At 44.3% G+C, this 15,892-nt stretch carries 10 protein-coding genes and 1 pseudogene; 7 read left to right on the top strand and 4 right to left on the bottom strand.

Translation table 11 applies throughout. The features are described 5' to 3' along the window. Positions 1-716 precede the first annotated feature (716 nt). Positions 717-2,810 carry an ATP-dependent DNA helicase RecG gene (gene recG, locus QUA90_RS28285; RefSeq protein ID WP_333316163.1) on the top strand — a complete coding sequence of 698 codons (2,094 nt, stop codon included), beginning with the start codon at positions 717-719 and terminating at the stop codon, positions 2,808-2,810. A gap of 505 nt (positions 2,811-3,315) precedes the next feature. Here the strand turns inward: recG and QUA90_RS28280 are convergent. The 3 genes from QUA90_RS28280 to QUA90_RS28270 all read right to left on the bottom strand — a co-directional run bounded on the left by QUA90_RS28280 (position 3,316) and on the right by QUA90_RS28270 (position 5,276). Continuing rightward, positions 3,316-3,663, bottom strand: coding sequence for a transposase (locus QUA90_RS28280; RefSeq protein ID WP_333147741.1), 348 nt, complete (start codon positions 3,661-3,663; stop codon positions 3,316-3,318). A gap of 54 nt (positions 3,664-3,717) precedes the next feature. Beyond that, positions 3,718-4,128 (bottom strand): hypothetical protein, encoded by a 411-nt coding sequence (locus tag QUA90_RS28275; protein WP_333316161.1) that lies wholly within the window; start codon positions 4,126-4,128, stop codon positions 3,718-3,720. Positions 4,129-4,202: 74 nt separating this feature from the next. Next, entirely contained in the window at positions 4,203-5,276 is a 1,074-nt protein-coding gene (locus QUA90_RS28270; RefSeq protein WP_333448558.1) for a hypothetical protein, read from the bottom strand. 65 nt (positions 5,277-5,341) lie between these two features. Here QUA90_RS28270 and QUA90_RS28265 point away from each other — a divergent pair, with 65 nt between their 5' ends. Both QUA90_RS28265 and QUA90_RS28260 read left to right on the top strand, forming a co-directional pair. Beyond that, positions 5,342-5,515 (top strand): hypothetical protein, encoded by a 174-nt coding sequence (locus tag QUA90_RS28265; protein ID WP_015179625.1) that lies wholly within the window; start codon positions 5,342-5,344, stop codon positions 5,513-5,515. Positions 5,516-5,517: 2 nt separating this feature from the next. Further along, a complete protein-coding gene (locus tag QUA90_RS28260; protein WP_333148362.1) occupies positions 5,518-6,141 on the top strand; it encodes a siphovirus Gp157 family protein in 624 nt (207 codons plus the stop codon). Between the two features lie 235 nt (positions 6,142-6,376). Here QUA90_RS28260 and QUA90_RS28255 read toward each other — a convergent pair whose 3' ends face one another. After that, positions 6,377-6,601, bottom strand: a complete 225-nt coding sequence (locus tag QUA90_RS28255) for a hypothetical protein (RefSeq protein ID WP_015179627.1) — start codon at positions 6,599-6,601, stop codon at positions 6,377-6,379. Between the two features lie 188 nt (positions 6,602-6,789). Between QUA90_RS28255 and QUA90_RS28250 the strand changes: the two genes are divergently transcribed. From QUA90_RS28250 to QUA90_RS28235, 4 genes and pseudogenes are all read left to right on the top strand, one after another. Then, a complete protein-coding gene (locus tag QUA90_RS28250) occupies positions 6,790-10,326 on the top strand; it encodes a hypothetical protein (RefSeq protein ID WP_333448557.1) in 3,537 nt (1,178 codons plus the stop codon). Positions 10,327-10,683: 357 nt separating this feature from the next. After that, positions 10,684-13,089: a hypothetical protein gene (locus QUA90_RS28245; protein ID WP_333448556.1), complete on the top strand. Its 2,406-nt coding sequence runs from the start codon at positions 10,684-10,686 to the stop codon at positions 13,087-13,089. A 136-nt stretch (positions 13,090-13,225) separates the two neighbouring features. Further along, on the top strand, positions 13,226-13,837 hold the full coding sequence (locus QUA90_RS28240; RefSeq protein WP_333109686.1) for a hypothetical protein: 612 nt from the start codon (positions 13,226-13,228) through the stop codon (positions 13,835-13,837). 307 nt (positions 13,838-14,144) lie between these two features. After that, positions 14,145-15,892: pseudogene (locus QUA90_RS28235) on the top strand (hypothetical protein); the annotation flags it as partial.

Genomic DNA, 15,892 nt, shown 5'->3' with positions numbered 1-15,892 from the left:
AACCTTTTAAGTGGACATACAAGGGTAAAGTCTTGGCTGTTTAATAGTCTGTGTATTTACGCCGAGCTGTACTAGCAATCAACTTGCTTTGTATTATACAGAACCTTTTTTGGCTTTGGCTTTGAAATATTCCGATTACCAGCCAATTAAATAAAAATTGAAATTTTACTCATTTATGCTTAAATAAAGGCGCCTCAAACTGTCTTAATTATTGCCATAAATCTCTTCTGTTTAAAATCTTATAAATTCCAAAAACTACGCCAGAAAGGTTTTGTGGCGCTGCTGAATCAAAGTATTATTTTGCCTATACGTAATTAGGGCTGACTGAATAAAAACAGAAGGCAGACCAGATAAGGGTTTCAATCTTTTTGGGCTCGAACAAGTACAAGTTATAAGATAAGCGAGGTTCAAAACCCTTGGACTTTCACAGGGAAGTCTCTGGGTAAATTTGGGAATTAGGCAACGAACCTACTATTTTTCAAGCTGTCTAGTCTCGTTTATCCACTCTGTACACTTTTTTAGCAAGCCCTAATTATAAGAGTGCTTACCCGTCACGTCAGCGGTGGGCAACTACGGGGTGATTGCCCCTACAAATTTAATACCCAAATTCAGCCACGCCAACCAAAATTTTCCTCCTTGTTGATAGATGGATTAGCCCTCGGGAAATGAGCCGCGTTCGCGGCTAACTCTCAGCCAATTCAAATCCCTTCAAAAATATGGATTTAACTCTCACCTTACAACATTTGTCTGGGATTGCTGTTCCAGAAGCTCAAAAATTAGCAAAACTAGGTCTTCGCACCATTGCAGACCTACTCTACTATTTTCCTAGAGAACATCTCGCCTTCAAACGCACTCGGATTGCTGAGACAAAAACAGGAGATTGCGTAACAATTGCAGGCAAAATTATCAACCACAGTATCTTCGACTGCCGTACTAAACCAGAACTTACATTACAAAAATGGATTGTCTGCGACCAAACCGGCAGAATAGTTTGCACTCAATTTTACAACCACAGCTATTACCAATCGCAACTATGGCGTTCCCACCAAGCCGAACTTTACAAACAAGGTGCTATTGTATTAGTGACAGGAAAAGTCAAACAAGATAGCTATGGTAAAACCATCAGCAACCCAACAGTTAAAGTTGTTAGCTTTGAAGATGCTAAAGCCAGCACGACCTCTATTGTACCAGTTTACCGCTTAACTAAAGGCATAACTAACGAGCTAGTCCGGCATTGTATTCGTACAGCACTTGACTGTGTTGGTTTTATTGAAGACCCGCTGCCACAACGACTTCGCAAACGTTTTGGGTTAATAGCTCTCCAAAAAGCTATCGCACATATTCACTGTCCCCCAGACAGCAATACCCTCGAATCTGCCCGCCACCGCTTAGTGTTCGATGAATTTTTCTACTTGCAATTAAGGCTATTGCAGCACCGATATACCTTGCAACAACAGCCAGGATACTCCCTAAACTCAACAGGAAAACAGCTCAGAAAACTTTACAAGAATTTACCTTTTACCCTAACCAAAGCACAGCAAAGAGTCATTGCCGAAATTCTGTCAGACATGAGCAAACCAACTCCGATGAATCGCTTAGTACAAGGAGATGTCGGTGCCGGCAAAACAGTAGTAGCAGCAGTCGCCATCCTTGCAGCAATTCAATCCGGTTATCAAACAGCACTAATGGCACCGACTGAAGTGTTAGCCTCCCAACACTACCGCAAACTCAGTGAATGGTTTGAGCCGCTGGGATTGTCTGTAACGCTGTTAACAGGCTCCACAACAGCTAAGATTCGTCAAGAAATTGCCAAAGGATTAAACTTGGGGCTTCTTCCCTTGCTAATCGGTACTCACGCACTGATTCAAAATACTGTAAGCTTTAAGAAACTGGGTTTTGTGGCGATCGACGAACAGCATCGATTTGGAGTTCAACAGCGGCTCAAGTTGCAGCAAAAAGGCATTAGCCCTCACATTCTGACAATGACCGCCACACCCATCCCTAGAACTTTAGCCCTGACACTGCACGGCGATTTAGACATCAGCCTGCTGGACGAACTGCCACCGGGGAGAGAGCCAATTCAAACTCAGCTATTTACGAGTAGAACTCGCCACAAAGCTCACGAAATAATTCGACAACAAATCCAACTGGGCTATCAAGCCTACATCATTCTGCCACTTGTCGAAGAATCTGAACGGCTTGACCTCAAAGCCGCCATTGAGGAGCATCGGTACTTGAGGGAAAATATTTTCCGCAATGTCAATATCGGGCTGCTACACGGTCGCATGAATTCCGCCGAGAAAGAAACAGAAATCGCCAACTTTATTGCCCATAAAACTCAAATTCTCGTCTCTACGACGGTTGTTGAAGTCGGAGTTGATGTCCCCAATGCCACAGTCATGTTAATCGAACACGCGGAACGATTTGGCTTGTCACAATTGCACCAACTCAGAGGCAGGGTAGGACGGAGCACGGCACAATCTTACTGCTTGTTGGTAAGCGATTCCAAATCAAATAATTCTAGAGAGCGGCTCAAGATAATGGAAACTTCGCAAGACGGCTTCTTTCTAGCAGAAATGGATTTGAGATTGCGAGGGCCAGGTCAGGTATTAGGAACCCAGCAGGCGGGACTGCCAGAATTTGCCAAGGCTGATTTAATCAACGACCAGGCCATACTAGAGCAAGCTAGGAAAGCAGCACAGTTGGTAGTCGCAAAAGACCCCACTCTGGAAAGGTGGCCCGAACTTTCACAAGAATTGTTCCGGCGACAGCAGGTTAACAAACTCGATGCAGAAGCAGCACTTAACTAATAACCTGTTGTGCATCTAGATTAGACTTGAATTGCCTAAATCTTTGATTAATAGGTTAACCGCAGATTCAAGACAGCTCAACGCAAATAAACGCAGATAATTTCCTGATTGAAGAGCGAATAAATGCAATGCAACTCTATTGTCTATGGTGCAATACGCTTGGGTTAACGCTCTCTAACGAATTCTATCTCTGTTACGATTTTATGGCAATATATGCATCTTTTAAAAGTCAGATTGTTCTTAACCCAAGCATATTGGTCTATGGTGTTCGAGGGAGAGAGGATTTGACAATTTTTGAAGGTCATTGAGCTCTACAATTTAAATGCAGTACAACTTACTAATTGCATAAATAGTTGCAACTGAGTGTTGAGTTTTATGATTCTACTCAACACGCAGTTGCTTGTGCATAAGTTCTGTAGCTACTGCTTTTGCCAGCGAGCATCTACCCCTCGCCCCCGACATTGCAAACGCCCAGCATCTCTCTCCCGGCGCAATAAACGGCGAATTAAATCAATGCCCACTGTCGGACACCTTTCCTGCAACCCTCTAATTGAACTGCGGGTATCCCTTTTTTCCTGGTTTCTTGGCGAAAGCAATTAGCCCAAAAACGTTGGATAGCAAAAATGGCACGTTCGGCAGAAGCCTGACGTGCCATCGAATTAAGCTTACCTGCCCATTCAAACTCTTTTGCCATAATGGCGCATTGTTTGTACAGGTCAACTAACTTAACCCCTTGATTCTCTGTCCAATACCTAAGAGTTTTATTTCGGACAAATTGAGCCGTCCTAATCATCTCGTCAATGACTCGGTATTGCTTCCCTTTGGCTTTCAACTTAAACTCTAATGTTATCATTCAAATATCTTACCGTATTACGAAACACTATGTTTACAAAATGCGTATGTTTAATCATTCTTTACACTTTATAGAAACTAAAGCCGTCCTAGAAGGACGGGGCTTTAAACCCAATTTTTCTGATAAAATAAACCCTGTACTAAAAGGAATGTGGGTATAATTGGTGTGAATTGTAGTTAGCACGTCCCGATAACCCGCAATTTCTTGTTCTGAACGATCGCGCGGCGTTGTTTTTTCAGTTACTAATTTCTTAATCCGTTCTAGCGGCACAGTAATGCCTTCAATGCGGTTAGAAGATTCGGTACTCTGAATTACCGCAGCTTGGCGCAAAGTGCCTAAAACTTGTGGGGCTTGTTGTTGGAATAACTCCTGCTTTCCCTTGTACTCTCCAAGCAAACGAATTGTTTGCAGAAGTCTTTGGTTGAGCTGTTGACTTTCAATGAACCCCTCTTCAAATGACAGCATCTCTATTTTATCTCCTTTGTATTAATTATAAACATTTATTGCAGTCAATAAGTCGGATATTGCGTGCGCTCGCATCAAAACTTTGAAACCCGATTGCAAGCAGAACCGACGCCAAATCCAGATAAATAAGTAAGGCGATAGTTGCTTTTAGCCATAGCCCTTGCCTCTCTTGTTGTCCAAGGTTTGACGCTTAGCAAATCGGGCTCAGTTTCCAGTTGCTTTAAATAAGAGCGATCGCCCGTTACAAAGGCGATCGCAATCGCCAAGAACTTGCAACAGCTCAAAGGAGCCTGAACCACCTGCTTTTCAGTAAACCTAACCACAATCCAATTCCACTCTAAGAATAATTGATTGCGGCGCATATCCCTGTCAGCATCGCAGCAGTGAGTGGGCTTCTTAGATTTGCCAGCATAAGGTTCATCAATCTCGACATCAATTCCGAGTCCAGATGGAGTGTGAATTACAGTAAAATCTGCTGAATAGCTCCTCTGAGATGACGGAATTTTAAACTCTGCTGCTTGGACAACTTCCTCGAAATATTGCTGCAAATATTGTAAAAAGCGTTGTTCACTCACTCCTTGCCGAGCTTGAGATGTGCCCTTAGAACTAACCCGAAGTGACATCAAATCCTTGAGCGCTCGATTTCTGGAATCCAACTCAAGTTTTGCGATTTTTAAACCTGTCTGCAACCCTTCTTTTTCCACCTTAAAATTAGAAAATTCTTGCTGTTTATTCGAGGATAAATGTTGATGAAATAATATATTTTGTTGCTTGTACTCAAGAATTTGCTGTTTATACCTGGATAGCAGTTTTTGACGGCAACCAAACACATAACTATAAGCAGCCGCAATTAAACATGAATAAGCAGCTACTACCAACAGCATTTCCCACCACAGCCAACCCCAAGAAATAGCTAATAGCGGAAGTGCGATCGCACCATAGAGCCAAAACACCCAAATTAACCACAGCAACTTGACAGGTAACACCACAGGTGGTTGAGGCGGAGTCAGCAAAACAACAGGTTGCTCGAATTGTTGAGTTTCTTGAAGTTGGGATGAGGTGGCACAACTAGAAGTTGCCTCTGGCAAAGGATATTGATGGCAGAATTGCATTACCACTTTTGGGTAAAAAACTATAGGATAATTCATAACTTTAAATACTCCTTTTTTTAAGAGCGCGGTCGCGCTATTTTTAAGAAAGTTTTTTGAATTGTATGCAAAAAATCACCCAGTCAAACTCACAAAATTTAACTCATTCTCAACCAGTTAGCAAAATTCAAAAGGACAAACAAATCTCTCTTAAATCCGACCCGGAAACAATGGCTGCGCTTACTCAACTCGAAGAACGCCGCGATTATTATCACACCTGCATCAACGGAGGATACTAAGCATGAATTTAGCCACAGCGACGCTTGCTCAAAGTTCAATAACTGCGGCTCAAGTTTGGCATCAACTAGAATCTGCAGAAAGCTCAGAAGAAATCGACCAACTGCTGCAATCCCTTTGGCAAACCCAAGAAACCCAGGAACTCGCTGTTGATGCCCATGCCGACTTAGCCGACCAAATTGATGCCGAAATTGCAGGAATTACAGCGCGAATGCAGTATTTGATAGAACTGCATTCAAGAGCTCTCAACAAACTCCAGGGGTGGAGAGAGCGCTTAGACAAAACCGTTCTCTACTTCAACGAGTGCGGCGTGTTAACTTCCGAAGTTATTGGCAAACACCGCCGCATTACTGTCAAGGAAAATCCGCCTACCTGTGAAGTTTTGATTGACCCATCTCAACTGCCAGAACCCTATCGCCGAGTCGAAACAAAAATCGTAATTTCTGCCGACAAAAAGGCGATTTCAGACGCTTGGAAACAAGGAATGCCTGTAGATGGCACTAGGGTTTTTCGCAAGCGCAAAGTGGTTTACAGCTTGCTTCCCGGTAACAATTTGCACTCTCTTCAAGCCAACCAGACGCTTGAGAGTCGTTCTTCGGATAAAACGCCGTCCAAAAAACGGCGTTAGCCATCTCTTCAGGTGTCAGGAAGGCCTTGATTTGACACCTGAATTATTAGACATATCCGAATTAGACCCCTCCGAATTATACCATTTATGAAAAGTCATGCAACAGTAGCAACAGTAGGTTGATTTCGTGAAATAAACCCAACGATGCAAATTGTAGCAAGACTTTTTAGAAATGGTATTACAATGTGACACGTTTGTTTTGTAAGAGCGAAGACTTAATTTCGGTCGGTATCTCTTATAAATCAATCCAGTATTGAGGGTTCTCCACTTGTTCTTCGGTGACGTTGAACAACGTTGATGCTCTACCTTTAATAACCCCGTCAGCATCAAAACTCAAACCGCCAAACTGCTGACTGTTTTCACCTTCTCCAAAAGCAACGCGAGCAAGTGCATCGCTATCGCTATCAGAGAAATAATCCCGTTGGCTTTCCATAGCCGTAGTTGTGCGAACTACTTTCACTTTTTTTCTCCACATTGGGATTGTCATTCTGATTGTAACACGCTACTTATTTCTTCTAAACCCTCCAATTGGAGGGGGAGAATATCACTCAGTAGCAGGAATTTGTGAAGTAACAACCTTGTCAAAATCGGGACTATTACTGTGCGTAAGTCCTAAAAATGTAAAAACTAGGATTCAGGAGCTAATCAATGAGCAGAAGAAAACTTACCCCAGAATATCGCTCCACAGAATGGGTAGCTGGGGAAGGACTAAAAATCCCAGTCTTTGATATGTCCTTGGCTGACGGTAGAGCAAAAGGGCGGTACCAAGCTGAATCAGAAGTGCTGCGTAACTCCCTGCTTGAACTGCTTTTTGAACCTGAAGAATTAGCATCCCTAACCATCGTTAAACCAGACCCAAATGATAGCAGCTTCGACCCTCTGAAAAACATCGATTTCGGAGATGGTATTACCAGACGAGTTGCTTTCAGCTCCGGCAAAAATGTGTACTTTGCAGACATTGAACTCTCAACCAAACTGTTGAGCTTATTCAAAACTCAACCCGACCACGCCTGTCGCTATGGCTCACTGCTAGTTAGCAGTTGCAACCAAGGAGCCAAATTGTTAGATAGCTCCCTTGACGGCGAAACCTTGCGACTCAAAATTGTTGATTCTCAAAGCGATGACCAAAGTGAAAAAGCGAAAGCTCATAAGTGGCAAACCGGAGACTGTCACGGTAAAATTTCACCGGCACTAGCCCAACAATTAGGAGGGAATTACAACCGACCTTTTCAATTCAGATTTGCCTGGATGCAGGAATGGGGACAAGAAGACTGCCACACTCCAGAAATTAGCTTTCTTGCCAAAGGAACGCTGTTGCCTGATGCTAATTTAACCTCCGACTTGGGTTATGATATCATTATGGATCGCTCCTCTATCAAAGGAGTTGCTAAAGAGCAATTAGCTGAACTTATCCCCTGTGGCGACTACGAATTTCCCAAAGCTATACTGGGAAACCGAGGCAACGCCAAAGTAACTGAATACGAAAATTCCTGGCAATTTTCGATTTGGTATTCCGAAGCAGCTATTGGGGCTGACATAGCCACACCGACCAAAATTGAAGCCCAAAAGCTAGCTGACTTGCAAAATAACCGGCTGCAACTTGCCAAATACTTAGTGGAGCAGCACGACAAAAAAGCTGCTTTTCAATCTAGCCTTCACGAAGACAGCAGCGGATTAGAAGACGAAACAGATGAAAAAGCCCAACGCAACGAATCCCGGCTAATTTCAATTTTGAGGAACGACAAACTCGGTCAACTCCTCGACTTTCCCAAAGTCGTCGATTTCATGCAAGAACAACTGGCTAAAAAGTGGAAAGACTTAGCAATTAAGGGAGCAATTCATCATGGTTCAGCAATGGCTCAACCTTGTGAAAACCTCCAACCCGGTACAATTGTGGCCCCCCACTTGCGACACGGCACAGAAGTCATCGTTACCCGATACCCAATTGTCAGTAAAGATAACATCCGCCGCTACACAGTAGACAACAAAAGCCATCGCGCATTAACGAAATACAAAGGGTGCGTTTTCATTCACCCAGACCAAGCCATGCAGCATCACCAATGCGATTTTGATGGCGATCAATTAGTGATTACGCCTGCTTCCCGAATGCCGAATATCGCCTCTGAAACCAGGCACGCTAATCAAGAGAATGAGTACGATGCAGTTGAGAAGCGAGAGAAAGTTGACTACACTAAAGCTACCGATAGTGATGGCGATCGCAAGTATACCAAATTGCGGCAAATTGCCGTAGCGATCGCCCAAAATAAAATCGGCTGGGTGGCTACCTTAATCGGGAGAGTGCAATCGTCAGCAGCAGAACCGGGACAGCCAGAAAGTTTATTCAATCAACAGAAGCGGCAGCTTCTTGGAAAGCTGTTTGATGCCCTGCAAATTGAAGTGGACAGTCCCAAAAGTGCTACTCGTACAGAAGACCACCACCCCACCTTGTTGTCCAAGGCTAAGCAGTGGTCAGAACAGCACCCAAGCTACCTATTTGACTACAAAGACGACCCCAGGCTTTACAAAACGGTGCCATTACCTATAGGAGACGGCACCGCTATCAATTGCATTGCTAGGGAGGCTGTTAACCCAGAGTGGGAACCGACTCGTCTAAAAAGCCGCCACCGCGACGAATTTCGTTACCTGTTTGAGTCTCCTTCTGATTTAGATGAACGAGAAAAATGGGAGAAATATTATGTCAGGTGGGCGCAAGATATTAAGGAACGCTATCGAGAAAGGATGGGTGAAATTCACTTGGAGTGCGGCGGCGATTCTAAGGCAATTAAAGAAGCCGTCAGCAAGTTATACGAGAGCTTAAGAGCCGATGTAACTGAAGCTTGGACTGACCCTGAAGAACGGTTTTTAGCTGCTAGTGCTATGTGGCACGTCGAAACCGCAAATCCCAACTTAGAAGTTCCTCGCAAAGCTTGTAAGGAACTTTCTCGCCAACTGCTGATTGAATTCAACCTTGAACCTGAGTACGAGCGACTGCACGAAGCAATGCCAAAAGACACTTACGTTCTGAGCGTCCCTTTCGAGGAATTTGAACGGGACGGCAGCAATAAAACTGTCATGGATAAGAAGCGACAGCCAGTTGGCAAAGACTTAGCTGGACATTGGAAAGAATTGTTAGACAGCAAAGGCATTAAATATGAAGCAACTTTGCATCCGAGCCTGCCAATGGTCAATTTTGCCTTAATTGAACCCAGCGACCAACTGGTGGGAATTCTTGAGAAGAAGTTTTGCGAAAATGTCAACGACATCGACAGTTTAGACTTAACCTACCGCGATGGTCTTGGTCGCACCAAAGATGTCAGTTCACGCATTGTAGCTCCTGCTGATTATACTTGGCTTGAGTCCCAAAACCAAACACCTAAAGCAGCATTGGTTCTCAATTTGTTTACAGATGAAATTTGCCAGCAATTGCAAACCTTTCAGTTTGACAGAGCTGAACTGATTGGGCAGAAGTACAATGACTTGAAAGATGTTGACTTTAGCAGTCCCAAATGGAGGCAGAAAACATTGACTTTTGAGGTGGGTTCTGTTAGCGGTAGCGGTTCGAGGCGCGACGGCAGCCCTATTGTCCTCCTTGACGGACAAGAATTAGCTATGTTCTCTGCTAATTCACCTAAATTGCCGATCGGCACTACCTTTGAGGCCACTATTGAACCCTCACCAAAAGGCAGCGCTCTGATTTTAAATATCAACCCTAGCTCTGTGCAACTAATTGAATCAGTTGAGGAACTTTCAGAAGTCCCGCCAACTCCTTGTCAAGAGCGATCGCTATCCGTATCGCCAACCCCTTGTCAAAAGCGAGCGCTATCTGTATCGCCAACCCCTACCCAAAACAAACCGCCATCTCAACCCGAAGGCATTGCTGCCAGCCCCACCCACCTCTCACAATTGCTGAAAGATGCGATTTCTGAAGCATATAACCAAACTGGAGAAACTAAAATCCCTGTGGGAAACTGGACAGCTTTTATTAGCCAATCTCGCAATAATGTTAGGTGTTTAGTCAGAGATGAAGCTGATAATCCGGTCTTGGCTGCTGACTTGAAAACAGGTCAAATCATTAAGAAGCTTTCTGAAAAAAGCAGCTCTCAGTTTATCAAATACCTCAGAGAGGTTGATGCTGAATTAGCTTCTACATCTTCACCAAAAAGAGATGCAGATACACAACTTTAACATCAACTACCGCACAGCTAAGAGCGGGTAGGTGTGAACACCAGGAAAGCTCGTTGACCGAACAGTTAGTTTTTTAGTGAGTTTCAAACAGGGGATAAGCTGTCGCGCCTTTAAATTGTATACTTCAATCTTTGTGGGAAAAGCGTCAAAGTTTCTCCCCCTCTCCCCCTCTCTTTCTCCCCCTCCCCAACCAACAGATATTTTAGATGCGTAGCAGCTTAATTATTAGTGGGCGACGATTCCCCCTCCGATTGGAGGGGGTCACTTTAACTCCCCAAAACCGCACTTTAGAGTGAAGTCACTAGCCACACTGCTCGAATTTCATGGGAAATATCCACTCACGCCGCCACCAAGATTATGGCTACAAAAACAGCATACCGAAGCCGAAGCCAGGGAAACTACATCACCCCTAACACAGCCGAGGGCAAGAAAATCCTCAACTACCTAAGAAATCGCTGCGAGAAAGCTTTAGATTACTGCCTGGAAAACGGACTCACCAGCGTAGAAGATTTTGCCGATGCAATTGAAGAACTAACGGAAGCAGACGGCAAACCTGGCATTAGCGTGGAGGTCAAGCATAACGGACTCGTCCTCAGTTTGAGCGATCGACCTGAGTACGGCTCTACCACAGGAAAGTACATGATGGAGCACTTGGGAGAGCCGGACGACAACCGATTTACTAAAACAGGAATTGAAGCATTACTCGATTCGCCTCGAACTAAAACAAGGTCTAAGAAAGACGATTTACTAGATGAATTGGATGATGAGCAACCCTCCCCCAAGTCTAAATCTAAAGCTGCAACTAAGTCTAAAAAAGACGATTTAATAGATGAATTAGAGGATGAGGAACCCTCGCGTCGATCTAAATTTCCAACGGCCAACAAGTCTAAAAAAGACGATTTACTAGATGACTTAGAAGATGATGAACCATCGCACAAATCGAAATCTAAAGCCAATATCAAATCCAAAAAAGATGAAATAGAAAATTCGGATGACGACGAGCCATCACCCAACTCTCAAACCAAAAGAAGATCCCGAAAAGATGACGTAGAGGAGTTGGAGTCGGAAGAACCCCTGGTTAAATCTAAAGCCTTAACCCGCTCTCCGAGAGATGAACTAAGTGAACTAGATGAGTTTGAAGTCAAAGAACCTCAACCTAAAGCTAAGCCTCAAACTAAAAGCCACCTTCAAAACTCTGAGCGAGAAGATTTGGAAGACGAAGAATTATCAGCTAAATCCCAAGCCAAAAGAAAACTTCAGACAGATGAAGCGGTAGAAGTTGCTGAATCCTTAGCACGCACACCTTCAAAAACCCGAACGAGCCAACAGCGACCTCAAGGCAAAAAATCAAACGACCAGAACATCGATAGTATCCTCGATGCTGCTGTACAAGTTAGTGGTAGAACAGCCATTTCTGGAAGTGAGGTAGAAGGTACAACTGTCAGCGGCCTGAGCACTCAAGTTGCGGTTCTCGCTACTCTGATGGGGAAAAAAGCAGCTTCTCAAATTATAGAAGCTGCTCTTGGGGCTGGAAAAGAGCGCCAAGTTGCCGGTATTGTCAAAAGGCTCCAAGCTCAAAGCCAGCGAGCTGACTCGCTGTCGCAGCGGGTTACCAACTTGGTTGAAGCGGATTCAGTTGCAGATGCAATGGTCGAATCCGAAGCTTTACCAATAGCTGAACCGGAGCCAGAACCGGAACATAACATCTTACCTGAACCGGATGCCGAATTTGTCTCAACACCCGGTATGCTCTTAGCTAAAGCGGTTAGCAAAGTCCACGGAAAAGTTGATAAAATTTCCGGTCGTGTGAGAGACAACAATTCTGAAAAAACGGCTTCTATTAAGATTGACACAGAGGCGAGTTTTGAAGAACAGCTCGTACAAATAAATGAAGCACTCAACCGACTTGAAAAGCGACTCGATACCCTAGAAAAGCGAATAGAAGCTTTAGAAAACAAACTTTCTCTTCAAAGCGAGACAGGCGTTCAAGCTGCGGATGCAAAAGTAGAACCGCCCGACAGCTCGACTCCATCCCTCAGCGACCAATTCGTACAAAACGCAACAGAAATAGGTGAAAAAATTTCATTAGAATCAACAATCCCAGCTAGCAGCAGCGCTAGCGCTACTGCTAAAAAAATCACTGTGACAGCCCAAAATCTTACTCAGGACGCCCAACTTGCAGCAACACTGGCGAAAATTTACAACCTAGCTGAAGAAGAAGCAAATGCGGAAGGCATTGCATTAGAAGACGGGGTTGATTTTGGACAAGCAAAACTTTATGTAACAAATTTTGACTCCTCTACCGCTGTCAGCTTAAAAACTAAGGAAGGCGAGGAACTGTTTTCAGCAGTACAGGATAAAACTGGAGAATGGGAAGTTACAAACGACTTCCTGAAACCTGAAGAAAAAGAAGAACTCGACCGCTTAAAGATTTTTCAACAAGCTGTCAACCAAGAGCGGCTAGCTGAAATGGTAAAGAGAAGCAATCAAGATGAAGTCAGCTTTACCGATTCCCAAGGCTCGCGCCTCGACTTTGAAGTCGAATTCAGCGATAAATCCAAGTCGAAGGGTACTATCAAAGGCTTTAACTCTCACAGCGAGATAGTTTTTGAGGCCAGCCTCCAAAAAGGTAATGTTGAGGTTCTTCTGTGCGACATTCCACCCGAAGAAGTAGAAAATCTCCTCTCCCAACAACAACTCGCTCAAAACCATAACTCCAACAAGCAGGAAGCTAGAAAAACTGAAGCCGAGATGGAGATTTGAAATAACTTTTTTCACTTGCACCCTCCATTTGGAGGGGGTCACTCTCACTGTATAAAATCACCTTTTTTGGCGATTTTGCAGGGATTAGATGCAACTTAAATTAGCATTAAAGCACTGAATTAATCGAGATAGTGACATGGCTACTTACTTAGACCAAACAAGAAATGAACGAAACCGCAACTCATTATCACGCTGGTTAAAACAACAGAAAATAAAACTGGGCGACCTTCCATTCCTCGGCATTTGCCTAGCCTCGCTCATCTACTTCAGCATTCACGACCCGCTCTTAATTGCGACTTTAGGCTGCTCCAGCATTGTGTTTTTGAGTTTATGGCATCTCACTAGAGCTATTCCCATTGTAGAGCGATACATAGGCTGCAAAATTCGCTTTTGGCACATTGCCACTGCCATTATCACCTCTACTGCGCTTTGCTCCGTACTCGATTCCCCAGCCAACGCCCTCTTCCTCTCCGGCTTAGAAGAATTTATGCAAGAACTCGCAGAAGGAGCCTCTTCAGCAGGAGGCGAAGCTATTGATACCGAAGTCATCGAACTGATTTTCAACTTAATTCGCGGAGCATTTCTTTTGTTAGTAGCAGCCGCTTCTCTTTTCGCCTACAACCAAGCACAACAAGGTAATGACTGGAGACCAATTGTTACCCAAGTTGCCTTAGCCTTTGCCATTGTAATTGCCGTTGACGTAATAACTTTTCTGTTCGTTGGCAATGGCGGAGGTGGAGGAGCTTAGGGAAGAATGGGAAGGGGAATGGGAAGGGGAATGGGAAGAATAAATTTTCTAGTTTTGAGTTAAACCTTCTTCTCTTACTTATCAAAAATCATCTCGCTTGCCTTGAGAAGAACGTGATTTTACTCAACTTGTTCCACCCTTCCTATTCTTTTAATTAGGAACACTGAATACTAGATGTTACTAGCTAACAATCCCCTCTATTTTTTCCCTTGCCCTCCCTTCCCAACACAAATTAGTAGCGATTGAAACTAATAACAACCTGGCTTTCCCTTCCCTTCGCCTTCGCCTTCCCCCTCCCCCTATTACCATGCTTAAAGACCCAGATAAAGACTTTATTTCCGTCAATAAAATTCTCGGCAAACAAGCCAGCATCGGCATCATTCCAGCGGAACAGCTAATTCCCTGGATGCTAATCACTGTAATTTCCTACATCCTCACCAACGGCTTATTCAGCTTAGGAATGCCTTGGTTTTTCACCACTACTTTCTGGCTAATTGTAAGCTGGTGGCTCCTGACAGGTAACAAACCTCACCTTTTTGTAGACAGGTTTAGACCTCCGCCGGGGAATGAGTGGTACAACGGTAATCTTTTATACCTTTCTCCCGTTCCCCAACACCGACCAAACCCGATTCGCCACCGAATCAGCGATTCACAAGTCCGAGTCAAACTTAAACCCAAACTTGCTCCCAATCAACAAGGAGGTAACAGCCGACTTATGCCCTTCCAAAACTACCAAAACCTCCTGTGTTTAGTCACTATCAAAAAGGATGGTCGAGAAGTTTCTGGTTACTTACTGAATGAAGGCAGTCAATACCAAATTGTATTCGGATTCGAGACGGCTGGCTTTCACAACATCCTGTACCGCCATGAAGTAAACAATGCAGCCGCCGCCTTAGAAGAAGGACTAAAAGACATTCCCCCAGGCGAAAAAATGACCTTTCATACCGGCTGCTACAGCAGCGATTGCCTTCGCCAGCAACAGTTAACTGAATTGGCTGACAACTGTCACCTCAAACCCATTTCTGTACTCGTTCGTAACGAACAGAAACGCATTCAAGAACTCAATTTAGCAGGCACCAGACAACTGTGGAACCAAACTATTTTCTGCACTTGGACATTCAACGCTCAATCTGGCTCCAAATCCAACGACCCTCTGAGTAAATTCATCAATGGAATTATCAACACAGCCAACAGCATTGCTGCACAATTTACAGGCAACCAGCGCATCTACTCTGAACGCTTTTACAAACAACTGCTGCTCGACGCTTTCGAGCAAGGCTATATCCGGTGGGAACTCTTGCTAAACACCAAAATTGGACTGGAAATTCAACCCATGAATGCCCAAGCATTGTGGGGATGGCTGTGGCAAAAATTCAACAGCGGACCCGTACCCCTTATCCCCCAACTTCTCACCTTAAAAGAAACCGCGTCGGACTACAAACTAACCGAAACCATCAACAGTCACAAACACGCCTGCACCATTTTAATTGAAGGTATGAGCGGCCGTTCGAGCTGCCCGGAACACAGAAAAGCTAGCTCACGCATTTTGCTCCCCGGCAGAAACGCAGAATGCGGCGTGCTAACAATGGAAGAGGGCCCCGGCGGCTGGCTCAATACTAGAGAGCAACTGCAATGGCTCTGGAAAATTATGAGCAACAGCTATGTCCGCGATACTGAAGCCGTTGTCGAAATTAGCGCCGCTCCCAACTTTATTATTCAAGACAACTTAGCAAGGCAAGCTAAACAATCAAAAAGTGCCAAAAAACGCGCTTTAGAAAAAGGTCAAGGTCGCGATGTAGGAGCAGAAGTCAAACAGGAAGAATCCTTTGAAGCCCAGAAAAAAATGTACAAAGGTGCAAGAGCAATTCACGCTGCTGTCACCTTCTTAGTCTACCGACCAACGCCGGAGCAACTAACACACGCTTGCCAAATGCTCTCCCACAGCTTCGGCTCTGCCAAGGTATTAAGAGAGCGCAACATTGCTTGGCAACTGTGGCTAGAAACTTTGCCCATTACTGTAAGCTGGCTGTTGCACAGCAGTTCGCTAATTAACGA

Source organism: Microcoleus sp. D3_18_C4 (genome assembly GCF_036702355.1).
Taxonomy (GTDB): domain Bacteria; phylum Cyanobacteriota; class Cyanobacteriia; order Cyanobacteriales; family Microcoleaceae; genus Microcoleus.
Note: the sequence above shows the minus strand (reverse complement) of the source record. Positions and strands in the feature narration are given on the sequence as shown.

Bases quoted from the DNA above. Each gene is read 5' to 3' on its own strand.
- recG (WP_333316163.1), top strand. From the start codon at position 717: ATGGATTTAACTCTCACCTTACAACATTTGTCTGGGATTGCTGTTCCA.
- QUA90_RS28280 (WP_333147741.1), bottom strand. From the start codon at position 3,663: ATGATAACATTAGAGTTTAAGTTGAAAGCCAAAGGGAAGCAATACCGA.
- QUA90_RS28275 (WP_333316161.1), bottom strand. From the start codon at position 4,128: ATGCTGTCATTTGAAGAGGGGTTCATTGAAAGTCAACAGCTCAACCAA.
- QUA90_RS28270 (WP_333448558.1), bottom strand. From the start codon at position 5,276: ATGAATTATCCTATAGTTTTTTACCCAAAAGTGGTAATGCAATTCTGC.
- QUA90_RS28265 (WP_015179625.1), top strand. From the start codon at position 5,342: ATGCAAAAAATCACCCAGTCAAACTCACAAAATTTAACTCATTCTCAA.
- QUA90_RS28260 (WP_333148362.1), top strand. From the start codon at position 5,518: ATGAATTTAGCCACAGCGACGCTTGCTCAAAGTTCAATAACTGCGGCT.
- QUA90_RS28250 (WP_333448557.1), top strand. From the start codon at position 6,790: ATGAGCAGAAGAAAACTTACCCCAGAATATCGCTCCACAGAATGGGTA.
- QUA90_RS28245 (WP_333448556.1), top strand. From the start codon at position 10,684: ATGGCTACAAAAACAGCATACCGAAGCCGAAGCCAGGGAAACTACATC.
- QUA90_RS28240 (WP_333109686.1), top strand. From the start codon at position 13,226: ATGGCTACTTACTTAGACCAAACAAGAAATGAACGAAACCGCAACTCA.